This is a genomic window from Peribacillus sp. SRI_006, assembly GCF_057586375.1.
In genome coordinates, this window is sequence record NZ_JBYCZT010000010.1 from 233,887 (window position 1) to 253,035 (window position 19,149).

At 35.6% G+C, this 19,149-nt stretch carries 19 protein-coding genes and 1 pseudogene; 17 read left to right on the forward strand and 3 right to left on the reverse strand.

Annotated elements, in window-relative coordinates:
• Positions 1–254: 254 nt before the first annotated feature.
• The 3 genes from AC2YHV_RS16585 (at position 255) to AC2YHV_RS16595 (ending at position 2,264) form a co-directional block, all read left to right on the forward strand.
• A complete protein-coding gene (locus tag AC2YHV_RS16585) occupies positions 255–746 on the forward strand; it encodes an RNA polymerase sigma factor (RefSeq protein WP_412997960.1) in 492 nt (163 codons plus the stop codon).
• Positions 746–1,657 (forward strand): sigma factor regulator N-terminal domain-containing protein, encoded by a 912-nt coding sequence (locus AC2YHV_RS16590; protein WP_487373640.1) that lies wholly within the window; start codon positions 746–748, stop codon positions 1,655–1,657. The genes AC2YHV_RS16585 and AC2YHV_RS16590 overlap by 1 nt, the downstream gene beginning before the upstream one ends.
• A gap of 412 nt (positions 1,658–2,069) precedes the next feature.
• On the forward strand, positions 2,070–2,264 hold the full coding sequence (locus tag AC2YHV_RS16595) for a CDGSH iron-sulfur domain-containing protein (RefSeq protein ID WP_081109037.1): 195 nt from the start codon (positions 2,070–2,072) through the stop codon (positions 2,262–2,264).
• 272 nt (positions 2,265–2,536) lie between these two features.
• Here the strand turns inward: AC2YHV_RS16595 and AC2YHV_RS16600 are convergent, their stop codons facing one another.
• From AC2YHV_RS16600 to AC2YHV_RS16610, 3 genes are all read right to left on the reverse strand, one after another.
• Positions 2,537–2,986 (reverse strand): DUF1569 domain-containing protein, encoded by a 450-nt coding sequence (locus tag AC2YHV_RS16600; protein WP_063575013.1) that lies wholly within the window; start codon positions 2,984–2,986, stop codon positions 2,537–2,539.
• Between the two features lie 536 nt (positions 2,987–3,522).
• Positions 3,523–4,416 carry a prephenate dehydrogenase/arogenate dehydrogenase family protein gene (locus AC2YHV_RS16605; RefSeq protein WP_063575014.1) on the reverse strand — a complete coding sequence of 298 codons (894 nt, stop codon included), beginning with the start codon at positions 4,414–4,416 and terminating at the stop codon, positions 3,523–3,525.
• 20 nt (positions 4,417–4,436) lie between these two features.
• Positions 4,437–5,117, reverse strand: a complete 681-nt coding sequence (locus tag AC2YHV_RS16610) for an RraA family protein (protein ID WP_081395730.1) — start codon at positions 5,115–5,117, stop codon at positions 4,437–4,439.
• Positions 5,118–5,799: 682 nt separating this feature from the next.
• Here AC2YHV_RS16610 and AC2YHV_RS16615 point away from each other — a divergent pair.
• From AC2YHV_RS16615 to AC2YHV_RS16680, 14 genes and pseudogenes are all read left to right on the forward strand, one after another.
• The gene (locus AC2YHV_RS16615) at positions 5,800–6,651 is read left to right on the forward strand and encodes a MurR/RpiR family transcriptional regulator (RefSeq protein WP_487373641.1); all 852 of its coding nucleotides are present in this window, start codon (positions 5,800–5,802) and stop codon (positions 6,649–6,651) included.
• Positions 6,652–7,501: 850 nt separating this feature from the next.
• Complete coding sequence (locus tag AC2YHV_RS16620) at positions 7,502–8,800, forward strand: CitMHS family transporter (RefSeq protein ID WP_239859457.1); 1,299 nt, start codon at positions 7,502–7,504, stop codon at positions 8,798–8,800.
• 513 nt (positions 8,801–9,313) lie between these two features.
• Positions 9,314–9,649 carry a hypothetical protein gene (locus tag AC2YHV_RS16625; protein WP_487373642.1) on the forward strand — a complete coding sequence of 112 codons (336 nt, stop codon included), beginning with the start codon at positions 9,314–9,316 and terminating at the stop codon, positions 9,647–9,649.
• A 587-nt stretch (positions 9,650–10,236) separates the two neighbouring features.
• Complete coding sequence (locus AC2YHV_RS16630; protein ID WP_487373643.1) at positions 10,237–11,124, forward strand: Vgb family protein; 888 nt, start codon at positions 10,237–10,239, stop codon at positions 11,122–11,124.
• Between the two features lie 29 nt (positions 11,125–11,153).
• Complete coding sequence (locus AC2YHV_RS16635; RefSeq protein WP_413005199.1) at positions 11,154–11,807, forward strand: Vat family streptogramin A O-acetyltransferase; 654 nt, start codon at positions 11,154–11,156, stop codon at positions 11,805–11,807.
• A 94-nt stretch (positions 11,808–11,901) separates the two neighbouring features.
• Positions 11,902–12,447 (forward strand): DUF1697 domain-containing protein, encoded by a 546-nt coding sequence (locus AC2YHV_RS16640; protein ID WP_413005201.1) that lies wholly within the window; start codon positions 11,902–11,904, stop codon positions 12,445–12,447.
• An 881-nt stretch (positions 12,448–13,328) separates the two neighbouring features.
• Positions 13,329–14,141: an alpha/beta fold hydrolase gene (locus AC2YHV_RS16645; RefSeq protein ID WP_413005203.1), complete on the forward strand. Its 813-nt coding sequence runs from the start codon at positions 13,329–13,331 to the stop codon at positions 14,139–14,141.
• A 154-nt stretch (positions 14,142–14,295) separates the two neighbouring features.
• Positions 14,296–14,730 carry a YciI family protein gene (locus AC2YHV_RS16650; RefSeq protein ID WP_367407949.1) on the forward strand — a complete coding sequence of 145 codons (435 nt, stop codon included), beginning with the start codon at positions 14,296–14,298 and terminating at the stop codon, positions 14,728–14,730.
• Positions 14,727–15,992, forward strand: coding sequence for an RNA polymerase sigma factor (locus tag AC2YHV_RS16655; RefSeq protein WP_487373644.1), 1,266 nt, complete (start codon positions 14,727–14,729; stop codon positions 15,990–15,992). Before AC2YHV_RS16650 ends, AC2YHV_RS16655 begins: the two co-directional genes overlap by 4 nt.
• A gap of 129 nt (positions 15,993–16,121) precedes the next feature.
• Positions 16,122–16,544, forward strand: a complete 423-nt coding sequence (locus AC2YHV_RS16660) for a YciI family protein (RefSeq protein WP_487373645.1) — start codon at positions 16,122–16,124, stop codon at positions 16,542–16,544.
• 87 nt (positions 16,545–16,631) lie between these two features.
• The gene (locus AC2YHV_RS16665) at positions 16,632–16,973 is read left to right on the forward strand and encodes a DUF1801 domain-containing protein (RefSeq protein WP_413005209.1); all 342 of its coding nucleotides are present in this window, start codon (positions 16,632–16,634) and stop codon (positions 16,971–16,973) included.
• Between the two features lie 227 nt (positions 16,974–17,200).
• Positions 17,201–17,772: pseudogene (locus tag AC2YHV_RS16670) on the forward strand (recombinase family protein).
• 202 nt (positions 17,773–17,974) lie between these two features.
• Positions 17,975–18,475, forward strand: a complete 501-nt coding sequence (locus AC2YHV_RS16675) for a DinB family protein (protein WP_487373646.1) — start codon at positions 17,975–17,977, stop codon at positions 18,473–18,475.
• A 399-nt stretch (positions 18,476–18,874) separates the two neighbouring features.
• Positions 18,875–19,108, forward strand: coding sequence for a DUF3953 domain-containing protein (locus tag AC2YHV_RS16680; RefSeq protein ID WP_487373647.1), 234 nt, complete (start codon positions 18,875–18,877; stop codon positions 19,106–19,108).
• Positions 19,109–19,149 lie beyond the last annotated feature (41 nt).

Here is a 19,149-nt window from a genome sequence, read left to right on the forward strand (position 1 = left end):
TCCAAATAGTTAAAAATATCACTTTATAGATAATTAAGTTGTTTAGTTTTGTATTAGAAATGCAGTACCCTCTTGTGATGGGAGGTTATTAAAGTTGTCTACTTTAAACAATATTTTAGGAATAATAAAGCTATTTATTTTCGGAAAAAGAATCATATTTCTTAGTCCAATTCATAAAAAATTGAAATTTAACTCTTCTAAGTGTATACATCTAATATCACTCATTCGTTGTATAAGTATAGGGAGGACAAAAGATGAAAAAAGAAAATGTATTAACCTCCTACCTTATCAATTTAGGAGAGGAAGTGTTCAAGCTATTACTAGCGAGAGGAGCCAAAAAGGAAGACGCAGAAGATATAATTCAAAACACCTACTACAAAATTTACACGCTATTGGATAAATTAACAGAGAGCAATATACGTCCTTGGTTTTTTAGAGTATCACTTAATCAATATATTGATTTGAAAAGGAAAAAGGAGCAGCAGAATATTTACTTAACTGAGGAAATTTATTCAAAGCTATCACATATCGATTGCGATTTTGATACCCTTTTAAATAAAGATGAGATTTTTTATTTATTAAAAGACATAAAAAAAGATTACAAAGAAATTTTCTTTTTAAAGTATTACTATGATTTTTCATATGAAGAAATTGCAACTATTTTGGATATTCAAGTAGACAGTGTAAAGCAAAAATTATATCGTGCACGTAAATTTATTCACTCAAAAATAGGAGGGCCATATTGATGGAATCTTCGTTAAATGATGCATTAAAAAGGGCTAAACGAAAACATCTACTAAAAATTATCATCACTTCAATTATTGTAGTACTAATTCTCTTACCTATCTTTTATAAAACAGGTAACTACTTTGCAGCGAAAAGCTCTACAAAGCTTCACGAAAAGCTTTTTTTACATAATGCCATTGCTGAACCTAATATTTATATCGACTCTCAAGTAACAAGTAGTTCATCGATGTTTGGGGGTAACATTATTACAAACCGTTCTAAGAATATTAATGGTTATGTAGTTCAATGGAGCACTCTTACAAGTTCATATGATTGGTTTCGAGTCAATATTGACACGAACGAGTTAGTACCGGGATTTCATTGGTCTGATACAGAGTTCTATGAGTATGATAAACAGACAAAGAGTAAATCAGCAACATTTTATCATCCATCCATAAAAAAATACTATGATGGTGTACAAAATGAATTAGGGGAAGTTTCGGAAATGGAGAACCACGTTGCAGAAGTTGCCATTTCCTTTGATAAACCATACACGTTACAGGAAATACAAGCAAAAATCCCTGATAATTTAAACATTGTATGGTTGTATATGGCATCTCCAATTAGAGATGAAAGCAAGGGGCCAGCTGGTATGCCAGTTTATGGGTTTGAACTTTCCGACAACCCTAAAGAATCATATTCAAGCTTTGTCGATGGTCTTAAAGAGTATGATTCAAATTTGGATGATGAAACAATTCAAGAATTTTTAAAGGTAAATAAAAATAAGCAATTCGGTGAAGTGAAAATTTTAGGGGTAATGCTCACTGGAAAAACAAAAAATTTCAAAGCCTTAGAGAATCAAGATTTTATCCGCGGTGCTTCAGTAGGTGCCACTGCACAAATCGTTCCTTATATTAAACCTGAAAAATAAATATGCAAGAGACCCAATAAAAATTATTTTCTTAATTATAAATAGAGAAAGTTTAAGCTTAAGACTGCTAATTAGCAGTCTTTTTTGTTATGAAGCTAACGTAAAGTGTTCTTGCAAAGAGTGGTAATGAGATTTGATCTATTTTAATACATAGAAACCACAGTTTGTGAATAAATGTACTTAAACTAACGGGTGCGTTAGCTGAGGATCAGAGCTGTCTTTAAGGCAGCTCTTTCTTTATGCAACTGATATGAACGAAACTGTCAATAAAATGTGGTGTGTTTTTATTGGTATAACACTTCTTCTTTTGGTAATTGCAGGATGTCAATCAAATAATATTGAGGAAGTAGAACTTATTTATCGTTTAAAGTTATTCCCCCATGGCAAAAATGTTTTAAAAAAGAGGTGATTTATTATAGCTACTATTAAAGTTAATGATAATGGTTCATTACGTGTATCAGGGAATGTAGAGCTAGTCGATGGTGAAGGGAATAAAATTGAAACCAAAGAAGCCTTTTCCCTATGCAGATGTGGACTTTCCGATAATAAACCTTTTTGTGACGGATCCCACAAAAGTAATTTTGAAAGCGTAGTTAGGGCAGAATAAAGCTAGTAGGGCAGAAGCTTTAGGGCACTCTTTTGGGAAATCGAACCCCAAAAAGCCGCCCGATTCATTTTTCTTTTACGAAAGAGTATGTTGTTGAACTATCGGGTGCGTAAGTTGAGAACCGGGGCTGCCATTTGGTGGCCTTTTTGCTTAATGAACTAAAGGGGCAGGTTAGTTCAATAAGGAAACCAGTAATGGTTAAAGCTCAAACCTTATTATCCAATCCAATTTTACCGGATTGTTGATTTTCGTCCATAAGTAAATTACCGTTACTAAACCCCAAACTGTTTTAAATGATGGTCAAGATGCTTATAAATTCCATGTCCCCATTGCTCGGAAGAAAGTCTTCCGAAAAAAGGATGTGGGTGACTTGTACAAGCCTCTGGTCCATTCTTTTGGAAGGTTGTAATTTTTTCTTTCAATCTTTCTCTTTCTATTTCAAAATCTTTTTTATCGGTTATTAAAATGGTTGGAATAGTAGACATATTATGTGGTAGGGGCTTGTCATTATAAAACATGGTTTTTGCAAACCGACCTATTAATAGCCCTAACCAACCTCTTGGAGGCATAGAATAGCCCATAGCAATGTCTTGGAAGGATGAGCAATGAGCTAACATTTGTGCGACATCCATTTTTCCCCATGATGGTTTTGAATTTGCGCTTAAGTTGTCGATACGTTTTAAAATTTCTTCTGTAAACAAGACCTCAAAAATATTATTCATTAGAATAACTCCTCTAATTTTGTTGATTTAAAACAGTAATTGATTATTTAATGTATATTCAACGTCAACATTATTTTATCCTTCTAAGCTAAAGGGGGACTGTTTCAAGAGGGATTGAAGTCCTGTTGGTTGAGCTAATAGAGGCAGCATTCCTGTGATAATAGAAATGGCAAATGACAAGTTTTGTGAAGGAATTTACTTAAACAAACGGGTGCGATAGTTCACTAAAAGAAAAAAGGAGAGTACATATTATAAATGGTTAATATGTGCTCTCCTTTATTTATTAAGGTTTTTATAATTTGGGTCTTGAAAATTGAAGTTCAGTTATAAAATCTCCATCCTCGAAGGGTTGCTCTGTTTTGTGCAATAGCATTGGAGAAATAAACAAATTTACCATCACAAAAAATTGTCACACTAAAAATCAATATTCTCTTAGGTAGATAATGTAAAATCCAAGGGGCGGTGTTTTTGATTCGAAGCACAAAGGACCATGTAACAATGGTGGTACCCCATAATAGTAATATAGCTTATTTCATTTAACTACTTAAAATTGTATTCTCTTCTTTGCATGCTTTAATGACTTCTAACCAATAATCCGGTTTTTGACCTTTAAACTTCTCTTTCAAATTGAATGTAGCTAATCTTTCTAATTTGTTTTTTGCTGCCTTAGACATGACTGAATTAAGATTAGAAGCTTCTAACATTTGGATAGAACCATCTAGTTCAATTGATCTTCTTAATGCATGAATAGACGTTCCCGTTACTAATCGATTCATGGTTTCTTTAAAGCTCTTGCTATCCATCGTTTCACTTATCGAATCTAAAACCAATTCTTCTATATTAAATTCATGGGCGGCCTCTAACAACTCTAGATAAAGGGCGGCTACTCCCTTCATATAAATACTACGGACTAGTTTTATAGCAGAAGCGTCGCCAGGATTCTCACTCACCTTAGTTATATCCATGCCGTATGGAGTCATTAATGCGATAAGCCGATCCACACCGTTCCCACTTGCTGAAATAGGAACTTTATGTTTATAAACTGGTAAGGGCCCTAACATTGCTGCGTCGACAAAAAATGCATTCTTTTCTTGAATGTTTTTGTTAATATTTTGTTTTACTACAGGAGTCGAAGCCGATACATCAACGTAAATACAATCTTTCTTCAGATGAAGTTTTAACACTTCGCTAACCTCATAAGCTTTATCTGCTGGTACTGCTACCATGACTACATCAACTTCATTTAATACGCCCTCGGGATTAGAATGAAGCTCCACTTGCGCTTGTATAGCCCGTTCTTTTATTTGCGGACCGAAAGTAGGATGGTCTAACATGACATCATGAGCCAGGATCTTTTCTAAACCTTCTTGTTTTAATCCGACGGATAATTCAAAGGCTGCTTCTCCAAATCCAATAAAACCTAATTTCATTCTAAAGTTCTCCCTTCTTTTTATAGTCCATACGCTTTTATTTGTTCTCTCAACCAAGGAGGTTCAATGCTTCCTTCTGGTTTACCTTGCTTGCGGGTTGTTTCATAAGCTGTAATGGTCTCTATGCGCGTTTTCTCATAATCTAGTTTTTTCTCTGCCTTAGAAAGAGCCACTTCAATCTTGTCTCTTGGAACCACAATAACACCATCATCATCACCAATGATCAAATCCCCTGGAATTACGGATACCCCTCCACAAGAAATAGGTTTATGAAGCTCACCAGGACCATCTTTAAGAGGACCGTTTGGAATAAACCCTTTTGCAAAAATAGGAAATTTTAATTCGCTAAGTGTTTCTTTATCACGTACTAATCCATCAATGATGACTCCTTCAAGTCCAATGGCTTTCGCAGCTCCTGCCATCAATTCTCCAAGGTAGGCGTTTGAAGTATGTCCTTTTCCATCCGCAACTAATACATAACCTTCTTTCCCATCATAGATAGCTTGATGAAGGAACAAATTATCTCCAGGTCTTAAGCTTACAGTTAAAGCAGTACCAACTACTTTCATACCTGGTGCTACAGGCTTTATTTTATAATCCATAGAACCTGTACATCCCATCGCATCTGATATAAGTGTAGTGTTAAGACGTTTTGCTCTTTCGATAATTTCTTCCGACAATAACGGTGCTAAGTTACTCAATGACATACACTCCTTTTACTTTTTTATGTTTCCATTAACTAAACAATTAGCTACTAAATGTAACTTGTTATCTTTGCTGTACAATCAACTAAGATAACGCTTTCAAAAATTACATAATTTTTAGTGTATTTCCTGTCTCTTCAACACTTTGTCACGTTATTTTTCTAAGTTTATTGACAAAAAAAGATTTGTAGGTCATTGGAAAATCCACTATTTTTCTTAACTTCAGTTTTAAAGTAATAAATATTACTAAAACTAGTTTGCGGGTAATATTTATTACTAATAACTTAAATGTATACTATCAGCGTTATTTATTAAAGTAAACCCTTTTTTTTAATGACATTGAAAAGAAACTGAATTTTAAGAAGAAAAAAGGCTTAAGAACAAAGAAAGCGAATTAGATTGTTAACTTGAAAGGTTCAATCACCTTTATTAGCTCATTTATTCCGAAGTGCTAAAAGAAATTAATTTTATTTACTACTTATGAAATAATCATGCATACGTTTATGGATACGTTCTAGAAGTTTCAGGTAAGGAAATTATTAATACTCTTATTTAAGGGACTCTTTTTTACATTAATAAATAAAAATGATAAAATTCAATTAAATATCGTAATAAATACTTTATTAGAATAAAAAAATATAAAATTTACACTATAATATGTTCAATTGGAGCGAATCTTATGGAAAACCCAATATTAAAATTAAAAACCAAGATATCAGAATTAACAGAAACACAAAAAAGAGTTGCGGACTATATTATTAAAAATCCTGTGGATGTCGCTTTTTTAACCGTTGATCAGTTGGCTGGAATTGTAGGAACTAGTACTACCACCATTATGAGATTGACTTTTAGTCTGAATTATTCGGGATATACTGAATTTCAAAAGGGACTTCAGGAACTTTTACGTAATAGAGCAGCTCCTCAAATTAGATTAGAGGCAAATTTAAAAGATTTAAATGAAAGTGATTTGTGGATTCGCTCTGCAGAAAGTCAACTCAATAATATTCAATCTACAGTAGAGATGATTTCCACGGAGAGTTTAAATAAAACGGTGGAAATGATTGTGTCTGCAGATAGAATATTTTGTACCAGTGTGAGAAGTGGATTACCAGTGGCACAACATTTAACTTTTGGACTTAATCGTCTACTTGGAAACTGTGAATTGATTGTTGCTGATTTAAGCGATTGGGTTGATAAAGGAATTAATTTTACTTCGAAGGATTTAGTCATCGCAACCTCTTTTCCAAGATACGCTAGAAGAATTGTTGAATTCGCGATGGCAGCTAAAGACAATAACGCACAAATTATTTCTATTACTGATAGTTATTCTTCTCCTCTAGTTAAGTATTCAGATTTAGTCTTGCCATGTAATTCTAGTAGTATCGCTTTTCATAATTCACCAATAGCATCTATGCTTGTAGCAGATTATCTTGTAAGCGCCATAGCCATCAATTATCCTGAAAAAACCAAAAATCGTCTTGATGAAATTAATTCAATTCTTACCAAAATGAATTATCACTATAGTGATTAAATTTATAAGGTGATAGGAGCAAGGATTCAATTGAATCCTTGCTCCTATCACCTTTTTATTTCTTCTAAACCAGATATCCTACTCACCATCATCTACTTCCTGCTTGATAAAAAAAGGTTTACTTTTAATAAGCATCCATGATAGTATGCTTTTAATAGTTAAAAATATTACAACATAAACTATATAAGTAAAAAATATTACTACAAAAAAAGGACGTTAATTCTTAGAGATATAGTTAGTTTTATTCAATTTCTGGTTTTTTTAAAAATATTCACCAGTACATGTCTGAATATTTCAATAAAAGTAATTATTATAATATGCTGAATGACTATTGGAATCTAAGAATCACCAATTATTGCTTTATTTTTAAAATTAAAGGTTTTTGAAAACGTTATCTTTTTGAGTTTTTTTGTTTAAAGGTAATAAATGATCTTTATGTTACTTTAACTATTAGAAAAAATTTCTTACATGTAATGAGCACTCTTTAATTAAAGTGGTGATTCATAAAAAAATTTAAAATGAAAAAGAGGTGTAATTAAGTGAATAATTTAAAACTGTAAAAATCAGATGAGACTATTAAAAGAGCAAGATACCAGCGTATTGGTAATATTATCTTAACGGATCTAATGATCAATTGGATGTATAATTACTAGTACTTCAAGATATGGTTCATAGCAACAATTATAGGGGAATTCAATAATGACATTTTTGTAAACCCTTACAATGAAATGATGTTAATAGTCCATTAAGCAGTGCTAACTTATACTATAGAAAATTTTCATATATGATTCGAAATAACGTATTCAACATGTATTCTAAAAATTCAGGGAAGATAAAGAGGGGGCATACTATGTTAACATTTCTGGGATTTGCCATGATTGTGGTATTTATGTATTTAATCATGAGTAAGCGCTTATCAGCGTTCAGTGCACTTACGGTTGTTCCAATCGTTTTTGCGCTAATTGCAGGATTTACGGATTTAGGACCGATGATGTTAAAAGGTCTCGAGACTATAGCTCCTACTGCTATTATGATTATTTTTGCCATTCTTTATTTTGGTGTATTAATTGATACAGGATTATTTGATCCACTAGTATCAAGAATTTTAAAAATGGTAGGCGGTGACCCATTAAAAATTGTACTGGGCACTGCAATTTTATCATTGGTAGTTGCTTTAGATGGTGATGGTACTATTACCTACCTTATTGTAGTAACAGCTTTTCTTCCTTTATATAATAAACTGGGTATGAATAAACTCATTTTGGCCTGCATTCCTGCATTGGCGATGGGGGTTATGAACTTGTTACCGTGGGGGGGACCAGCTGCCCAAGCTACGGCGGCGGTAAAAGTGGATATAATAGACTTGCTTTTGCCAATCATTCCTTCTATGATTGCGGGTGTGTTATGGATTTTAGGAGTGGCTTACTTCTTGGGTCGACGTGAGCGTAAGAGATTAGGAGTTATCAATATTGAAGCTTTTAACGAAGAAGAAATTGCTGCTGCAGTTGAGGTAGGAATGGACTCATCAATAAAACGACCTAAATTATTTTGGTTTAACCTAGGCCTTACGATTTTAGTATTGGCAGCTTTACTTACGGGCTTCCTACCGTTGCCTGCGTTATTCATGCTCGGCTTTGCCATCGTTATGATTGTAAATTATCCAAACTTGCAGGACCAGAAGGATCGCTTACACGCACATGCAGGTAATATATTAACTGTTGTCTCCATGATATTTGCAGCAGGTGTATTTACTGGGATTATAGATGGTACTGGCATGGTTAGCGCGATGGCAGATACCCTAATAGCAGTTATTCCAGACTCTCTCGGACCAAAATTAACAGTCATTGTTGCCCTTATAAGCATGCCATTTACATTTTTCATGGCGAATGCTCCCTTTTATTTCGGGATTATTCCGATTATGGCAGAAACAGCTGCCAACTTCGGTATCCATCCGATGGAAGTTGGACAAGCTTCTTTATTAGGACAACCCTTGCACTTGTTAAGTCCACTCCAAGGTTCTATCTATATATTAATGGGGCTTCTTGGTATAGAAATAGGTGATCATATTCGCTTTACAGCCAAGTATGCGGTAGGTACAGCATTAGTTATGATAATTGTTGGTGTATTGTTCGGAGTACTATCCATTTAATTATATAAACATAATAAATTGCAGAGAGCTAGTATTTCAAAATAGCTCTCTCTTTTATTGGTCTAGAATTACTTATTATTGTAACTATTTTATTTCACGCTTATTTATAAAGTACTAAAGTTGGTTTTACTTTTTAATAAACTTCTAATGCACCAGGCTTAAGCAGCGTACAAAAGCTTTTAAAAAAAGAAGTCCAAGAAGCTTAGTAGGCCTTGGTATAGCAATGGGTAATGGAGATGAATAATTCTTTTTTTTGCTGATCTTTACTAAAAAAACAGTGAATACGGTATAGCTTTTGCATAGAAAAAGTATGGGGTTAATTTAACTGAAAATGTATGTGAAATTTTGTACTTAAACTAACGGGTGCCTTAGCTGAAGATTGGAGCTGTCTTTAAGGCAGCTTTTTCTTATGGAACTATCGGGGCAGGATAGTTCTACAAGAAAATGTTAAATTAGAGAGTAGAAGGTGATGAGGATAGTAATTAATTACAGTTAATAATAGGGGATGTATATATGAATTGGAACTGGAATGAAACCACTATAGATTTTCCATTTTCGTCTGAAAACTTAAAGAACTTGTTAAATACCGTATGTAGAAAAGAAAACAGATTTTCACAATTTGAGTTTATTAAGTGGTGTGATAACCTCACAATGGCTTTTGAGGAAGCTGAAGCATCTAATGAACTTGGTGAAATAGCTTTTGGGATAGCACGAGATATTGAATGTCAATGGGATTTATTTTTGGTGAATACTTACTCATTAAAGGAATTGAAGAATTTAGACCTCTCAAAAGTAAAGTTACCTCAAGATTGGTTTAAAGAGTGGTTAAAGCAATTAAATGAGGAATAAAAGGTAACTCCCTATTCTACTAACGGGTGCGTTAGCTGAAGTTCGGAGCTGTCTTAAGGCAGCTCTTTCTTTATGGAACTAACGGGGCAGGTTAGTTCAACAAGGAATACTGCATTTGAAATAGAATTTATAATGTACGTTAAATAAAGAACGAAGGTTGAATGATTTTGATTAACACAGTTTTTTATATGTTCTTCTTGGTGTGATAGTTTCATACTTCTTGGAGTGGGCAGTTGTTGGGAGATAAAGTTTGATCAAAAGTCCTGTATTGATATGAAGGATTTTTTTTGTTCCGCAATCGGGCCATTTTCTTGAATAAGAAGTTGCATAAAATCCCACTTTTTTATACGGATACCAGGTGCGCGAGTGTGCACAAACGTTGATTTAACAAAGATAAAATCCTGAAAAAATAATAAATTGTGACAGGTTCTTGGCGCCCAAGGGGGTTTGTGAGGGGGAACTTCTGTTAGATTAATTATGTTAACTTAATATGAATTAGAGTATGCAAGACCTTTTTCGCAGGAATTCAATCATTTTATAACGAATTACTAGAAGAACTTTATACAAGAGGAAGGAGGAGGATTATAGTGGGGATAAAAATTGACGAATATGAACTTCTTGACATAGATTCAGGGCCTTATGGAATAACTGCTGGAAAAGATGGTGCGCTATGGTTTACACAACATAAAGCAAATCAAATTGGTCGAATGACTGTTAACGGTGAAGTCACTCATTTCGTTGTTCCTACACCCAATGCAGGTGTGCTATCTATAATCTCCACAACTCAGGGTGATGTATGGTTTACGGAAAATAGGGCGAATAAAATTGGAAAACTGAAAGTAACAGGTGAAATCATCGAATATACTCTCCCGAGTCCAAATTCAGCACCTTTTGGAATAACTGAAGGACACAATGGAGACATTTGGTTTACCGAAATGAATGGAAATAGAATAGGGCGAATTTTACCATCAGGTGAAATTATTCAGTATGAGATACCGAATCCTGGCTCCTATCCCTCTTTTATTGTTGCTGGACCTGACGGTGCCATCTGGTTTACTGAGAATCAGAGTAATCAAATTGGTCGGATTACGATGCTCGGAGAAGTGACTAATTACATTTTGCCAACAAAACATGCTGGTCCTGTAGGTATTACAAGTGGACCGGACGATGCACTTTGGTTTGTGGAAATTAACGAAAATAAAATCGGTCGAATTACTACCTCTGGAATAATAAGTGAATATACCATCCCTACTGCAAATGCTCGTCCACACGCAATAGTAACAGGGCCTGACCGTGCTTTATGGTTCACTGAATGGGGAAGTAATCAAATTGGCCGAATTACAATGCAAGGTAAAATTACGGAGTATCTAATTCCTACACAAAATGCGGAGCCACATGGAATTGTATTAGGACCTGATGGTGCCATTTGGTTCGCTGAGGAATGTAATAAAATAGGTCGGCTAAGTTTATTATAAAAATCCTGAAAGAAAGGCAGTGGATATCCATGGAATCAAATAAGCAACAAGGGCCAAATCCTAAAGATAAATATCCGATTAAAGGAAATCGGGTCGTGCAATTTATAAAAAATACAATTACTAGACCAAACATTATTGTGGGTGAATATTCATATTACGATGCAAAAAATGGTGAATCTTTTGAAGATCAAGTGTTATATCACTACGAATTTTTCGGTGACCGACTTGTCATAGGGAAATTTTGTGCCATAGCACCTGGTGTCACGTTTATTATGAATGGAGCTAATCATAGAATGGATGGTTTTTCAACCTACCCATTCAATATTTTCGGACACGGTTGGGAGAAATATGCGCCAACGTTAGATCAGTTGCCGTTTAAAGGTGATACCATAATTGGAAATGATGTTTGGATTGGAATGGATACTGTCATTATGCCTGGAATAAAAATAGGGGATGGTGCAATTGTAGCAGCCAAATCGGTTATTACAAAAGATGTGGAACCTTACACTATCGTTGGAGGAAATCCTGCAAAGAAACTTAATACCCGTTTCTCAGAAGAAATCATTAACGAATTGCTGGAAATTAAATGGTGGGATTTAGATATTGATATCATTTCTGCTCATATTGATGTGATAGTAAATGGAGATATGGAGAATCTAAGAAATTTAAAAAATAAAATATGACAAAATAAAAACTGTCTATAAGGCCCAGTGACAGAGTTCTTGCTCTAATCCGTCAAATGTTTTATATAAAATGCAAACTAATAGGAGGATTATCATGGTCTATGTCGCACTGCTTAGGGGAATCAATGTTGGTGGGAAAAATAAAATTAACATGAAGTTGCTTAAACAAGCTTTTGAACGAGTGGGTATGAGCTCTGTAGTTACATATATCAATTCAGGTAATATTATTTTCACAGTGAATGGCCAATCAAAAACAACAATATCCCATATTTTAGAAGAGGCTATACATACAAACTTCGGATTACAAATCAAAGTTTTAGTCCGTAGTTTTGATGATGTTAAAAAAGTCATACACTCCCTTCCAGAGTCTTGGACGAACGACCAACAGATGAGAAGCGATGTGCTGTTTTTATGGGACGAAATTGATGATGAGTCAGTGCTTAATAAGCTGGTCATCAAACCAGAAATTGATACGGTGAAATACGTTCCTGGAGCCATTCTATGGTCGGTTGATAAAAAAAAAATTACCAAATCCGGTATGACTAAACTCGTTGGTTCAAAGGCATATCAACAAATAACAATCAGGAATGTAAATACAACTCGCAAAATATACGAACTTATGCAAGCTGCAGAGGTGTGAATTACATGATACTAGCAAGAACTATTTTCTAGTAATTGGAAACTATCTGACGAATTAGAGCAAGAACCCTGTCACTGGGCCTATAACACTCGTTATGGTAACAAAAAAGGTTAGGTGCTTTTTTAGATATCCAACCTTTTTGTGCTGATATGACACTTTATGAAAGTTCTGCAATAAACACCAGTTGACTTAAATTAATCAATCTTCAACAATAGGGCGCGATTCTTTAATAAGAATCGCTTTTCTTAATGAACTAACGGGTGCGTTAGTTCATTAAGGAACACAAAAATGATCAATCTTTTTTATAAAAGAATAATCCAATTAAATAGTATAAGGGCATGTTTTGATTAATTCTTTTTCAGAACATGCCCTTTCTATTTATTCATTTATCAAGATTTCTTGTATTAGTTTGATCAATTAGTTTCAAATCTAAATAAGATCAATTTTAATAGGTTATTGGACGTAGAATAATGAACAGGGTTCTATAACGTGAATGGTGACAAAAAAGACTTATTCAAAGCGCCATGACATGTGTTCAGAAAAGGACGAGTTTTGGAACAAAAAATAAAATGTGTGCTTTTTTAAATTTGTTCAGTAATAAAATCCGTTTATCAAATATCTAGTATTGTGGAACTAAAAAGACAAAATGGTACCCTTTTTTAAAGGGAATTATTACACACTTGGAGTATATAAGATGAACTGGAATTCTTAAGTATCCAATTAATTCAATTTTTTTGGCAAAGAAAATTTATAAAAATTATTTTTGGATGTGTCGATTTTGTTTATAGTGGTTCGTCGTCTTATTAGAAGCGGATATAATCCGTAAATATTGGAAGCTAAATATCTAAAAATCAGTTGCAACGATAAAGGAGGAAAAATTTATGTATTCAGTAACTTCAAAAGACGGAACGAAAATCGCTTATGACAAAGTTGGCCGAGGACCAGCTCTAATCCTGGTAGCAGGTGCCTTTAGCTACAGAAAATTTCCGCAGCAGGTGGAATTGGCTAACCTGTTGTCCGAGTACTTCACGGTTTACAACTACGACCGCCGTGGCCGAGGAGATAGCGGTGATACACAGCCATATGATGTTGGGCGAGAAATTGAAGATCTTCAGGCTTTGATTGAAGAAGCCGGTGGATCGGCATATGTTTGGGGATTATCTTCGGGAGCTGTTCTAGCCCTATTAGCTGCAAAGAAAGGGTTAAACATTACTAAATTGGCTCTGCACGAACCGCCTTTCGTGGTAAAAACGGAGGATCGTAAGCCGCCGAAAGATTTTACAAGGCATACTGCTGAACTTATTTCCAAGGATAACAGAGCTGAAGCAATTAAGTACTTTATGACTAAGGGCATGGGGGCACCATCATTTGTTGTCAGCATGATGCGGATTATGCCAGGTGTGTGGTCTAAGCTTATGGCGGTTGCACATACGCTTCCATATGATGCTGCTTTGTTGGATGGCTATATGGAAGGAAAGGAACTGTCTGCTGAATGGTGGAGCAGTGTTACAATGCCAACGTTGGTATTAGAAGGGACAGAGAGCCCTGCATCTCTTCGTCATAGTGCTCAAGCATTGGCAAACGCACTCCCCAATGCGCAATTGTTGAGTAAAAAAGGTCTCGGCCATACTAAGAAGCTTGATACAAAAAAGATATCACCGGAGCTTACAGTATTTTTTACGGCTAATCACTAATTAGGCAAAAAATTTTCACAAAAAGTATGAAAAAAATAATTTCGATTGTTGATTTAACAGCAGGTATTCGTTGTATAAATAGAAGCGGATTTACTTGCAATTTTACACCTATTAGAATGAAGCTTCCCCATAAAAAATAGGAGGTTATTTACTTATGAGATTTATGATGATTGTAAAAGCGACTACAGACTCAGAGGAAGGAAAAATGCCTACCCCGGAACTTATTGAGGCGATGCAGAAGTATAACGAAGAATTGGTGAAAGCGGGTGTTTTATTAGCAGGAGATGGATTACATCCTAGTTTAAACGGAATAAGGATTTCCTATCCGGAACCAGGTAGTAAACCAAAGATTATGGACGGTCCGTTTACGGAGGCAAAAGAATTAATTGCGGGATATACCTTGATTGAAGTTAAATCAAGAGAAGAAGCTATTGAATGGGCATTAAGGATGCCAGATCCACATGGATTTGGACAGGGAGAAATTGAGCTTAGACAGGTATTTGAGGCGGTGGACTTGACAGATAATCCAGAATTCCTGGAAAAAGAAGCAGCACTTCGGAAACATGTAGAGGAGCGAAAAAAGTCGTGAGTTTGCCCGAAACACAACGAACGATTGAAGCGATATGGCGAATAGAGTCACCAAAACTCATTGCAAAGTTAACCGGGATGGTACGGGATATTGGTCTTGCAGAGGATCTGGCTCAAGATGCCTTGGTGATTGCTCTTGAAAAATGGCCGCATGCCGGGATACCAGACAATCCTGGTGCATGGCTGATGACGACGGCGAAACGGCGTGCGATTGATCTTTTGCGAAGAACGAAGATTCGTGATCAAAAGTATGTAGAGATTGCTAAAAATACGGATTTATATACTGAGGAAGACATAGATCATGTTCTGGATGAGGAGATTGGTGACGATCTCCTTCGTCTGATTTTTATGACCTGTCATCCAGTATTATCACAGGATGCCAGAGTTGCCTTGACACTGCGCCTGTTATGCGGACTTACCACGGAAGAAATTGCGCGTTCATTCCTCGTCGCGGAATCAACCATTGCTCAGAGAATTGTCCGTGCTAAGAGAACCCTTAACGAAAAAAAGATTCCTTTTGAGGTACCTCTTGGAGAGGAACTTAATGATCGCCTGTCGACCGTACTTGAAGTAATTTACCTTATGTTTAATGAAGGATATTCAGCAACTTCAGGGGACCACTGGATTCGTCCTTTACTATGCCAAGAGGCACTGAGACTGGGACGTGTCCTTGCCGAGATCGCACCTAATGAACCGGAAGTTCATGGACTAGTTGCTTTAATGGAAATTCAATTTTCCCGGTTCAAAACTCGAATTAATTCGAAAGGAGAACCTGTTCTTCTTATGGATCAAAACCGGGCACAGTGGGATCAATTATTGATTCGCCGTGGTTTGGCAGCACTGGAGCGCAGCCGGAAGTTAGGGCGTTCACTTGGGCCATATTCATTGCAGGCAGCCATCTCTGCTTGCCATACTCAGGCACCGACTCCAGAGGAGACAGATTGGCCACGAATTGCTGCTCTTTATGAAGCTCTTTCGATTGTAATGCCCTCGCCAATCGTAGAATTAAACCGGGCAGTTGCTATATCCATGGCATTTGGTCCGGACATTGGCATCCAGATTGTAGACGAGTTGAATGCTGACCCATCCTTAAAGAAATATCATCTATTGCCGAGTGTTCGCGGGGATCTCCTGGTGAAGCTAGAGCGTTACGATGAAGCTCGGACAGAATTTAAACGTGCTGCATCACTAACCCAGAATGAAAGTGAACGAACCCTTCTACTTAATCGCGCAATGGAATGTGGAAAAGGAACATCTACATAAATTTTTTTCCCAGCCTTGTCGATTATCTCGTTCCTTATTCGTCGTGTTGGTAAAGGAATAGTTGAGTAGCCTGTTCTGCTCTTCATTTCTTCCAACTTAAACGAGGAGGGGAAAACAATAAGATTTTTATTGATTATCAAAGCCGCAGAGTACTCGGAGGCAGGACTAGCCGACGGAAAGGATTACTGCGAGGCAATGATTTCGTATAAGAAGTCACTGGCTAAAAAAGGTGCACTTCTTGCCGATGAAGAGCTTCAGCCAAGTTCAACCGGGTTAAGAATAACGTATCCAAAGAAAGGTGGAAAACCACAGGTATTGGCTGGCCCGTTTCCGGTAAATCAAGACCTTATCATGGAATATATGTTGATTAATGTGAGTACGGAGGACGAGGCGCTAAACTGGGCGCTAAGAATGCCGGTTCCAAAGGTGAGAGGCAAGTACGAGATAGAATTGCGAAGACTAAAAGAGAAACTAGAGTCCATACAAGACCCTGGAATAAAGGCGATGGAAGCCTCTTTACAAGATCAGCTTAATATGTTGAAAAATTTATAATGTCAATTTCGTAAAGTTTATTTGTTTTATTCAAGAAAAGATTTTTCAGGCAGTATATAAACCCTATGAAAAGGAGCGTGTGTAAAAATGAACCAAGAAATAACTGATTTTATTGATGCATTAAAAGAACCCTGGCAGGGAGAAATTGCCACTAATCTGCGGGAGGCCGTCCACAAGGCCATACCAGATGTACATGAACGCATTCAATACAAAAAGCCACATTTTCTAAAAAACGGAAAGTACGCTGCTGTTATCTCGACATCTAAAGCAGCAGTCAGCTTTACCATTTTTAATGCCGTCACATTGGATCTTCCAGAAGGCATGTTCGATGGACCTCCAGAAAGAAAGACAATGAAGCTCCGTAAAGGGGATACGATTGATTTCGAACAGCTTGTCTTATTGGTTAGTCAAGCCTCAGAAGCACTTTAATTACAATTCAATTCTATGAGATTGGATGTGAATATTAAGAAACCCAGCTAATCTTCTCATGTGAAGATAGCTGGGTTTTTAAAGTTGGATGTGCAAAATAACACTTAAATATACGCAAATTATCAGTTAAAGTGACATATTTGTTAATTTATCCTTGTTTATTATCTAAAAGTTAGTCTATAACTAAATGTATAAAAGTTCTTAGACTTATAGACAAAGGATGATACATATTGTTAATTGGTTATGCGAGGGTTTCAACTACTGGCCAAGATTTAGAAACACAAAAGGAAATTTTGGAAAGTGAAGGGTGTAAAAAGCTTTTTGTTGAAAAAGTAACCGGAACAAGTACAAAACAAAGAGCCCAACTTTATGAAGCTATTGAATTTGCACGAGAAGGGGATACATTAGTAGTAACTAAAATAGATCGTTTAGCTCGTTCTATTATGGACTTGAGTAAGATAGTTCATGAACTAGCTGAAAAAGGGGTTAATGTAAGATTTGTAAAAGAAGATATGAAGTTTGATGGTTCAAACGAAGGAAACAGCTTACAAACACTGCTTTTTAATATTTTAGGTTCATTCGCACAATTTGAACGGATCTTATTGTAGAAAGAACTACAGAAGGTCGGGAGAGAGCTAAGAGGCAAGGGAAACATATGGGAAGACCAGGGCAAGATGAAAAGACTTTAAAACGTGCTATTAAGCTATATAATGAACGTGAAACAAACGGAATGAGTGTAAAGGACATTGTAAAAACTACAGGAGTTCCACGTTCCACGTTATATGCAAAGATTAAATGATTCTTAAACTGAATCCGGGGCTGCCATTGGGTGGCCTTTTTGCTTAATGAACTAAAGGGGCAGGTTAGTTGAACATTGCTTTGACCTTTGTTCAACAATTGGGCCATTTAGTTGAAGATCTCATCAGATAAGCAATAATATTTAAAGGAATAATTCATTCTGATAAAGAATATTAAAAACGTGATGACAAGGAGGCGATTGTATGGCAAATCATGTAGAAAAACTATATAACTATCATGTATGGGCAAATCAACGGATTATTGATCATCTTAAGACACTTTCTCCTGAGAAATATCAAAAGGAAATGAAAAGTGTCTTTTCTTCTGTTTCAAAGGTTTTATCTCATCTCTATTTGGTGGAATATGGATGGCTTAATACCCTAGAGGGTCAGAGTATGAATGAAGCAATGCAATCTTCATTTCAAATTCAAGAAAAGATTGAGAAACTGCCCATTGAAGACTTAGAAACGGAATTTCACACTTTAACATCTCGGTTTAAATCCTTTTTGACCAGACAGGAAGATATGGAAAAGAGAATAATGTTGGATAATCCATGGGCAGGATTAAGAGAAACAAGTATATCTGAAATGGTCTTACACGTTGTGAATCATGGAACCTATCATAGAGGGAATATTTCAGCTATGTTACATCAGTTGGGTGATTCTTCAGTTATGACTGATTATGCTTTTTATTGGTATTCTTGAAATGTTATTCATTATAAATAGGCAAGAGAAGAGTAATCCATTTTTTCTTCAAAAAGGTGACGTTAGTTGAGGATCGAGAGATGTTTACACAGATCTTTCTTTGAGCTAACGAATAACTTTAATCAAACAATTGTTGATCCAAAGTAATCTCACTCTTCTACGATATTTAACATTACCAGCAAGAATAAGTTAATTGCCTCCACAATACCGGCTAATATGAGCTTCTTGTTTATTCAAGAAAAAGGCGCGATTCTTTAATAAGAATCGCTTTTCTTAATGAACTAAAGGGGCAGGATAGTTAAAGAAGGAATTTCCATTTTCTGCACAAATGAAAAGGTGTTAAATGGTATGATTAAATAAAAAATTGTACCAACATAATTTTTAGGGGGAAATATATTCTTGAAGATAGTTAGAATTATCTTAGCAATAATTGTTCTTGCTTTATCAGCCTATCAGCTAATTACTGAAAATTTTGAGTTGATGCCGTATTCTATGTTGTTCTTGGGGGCAATGATATTAGTTACAGGATTATCCGAACTTCAAAAAGACAGAAAAGGCTTTTGGGGATATATGAGCATTGTTATCTCTTTATTTATTTTCTGTGTTTACATACCGGATATCTTAATGAACTAACGGGTGCGTTAGCTGAAGATCGGAGCTGTCTTTAAGACAGC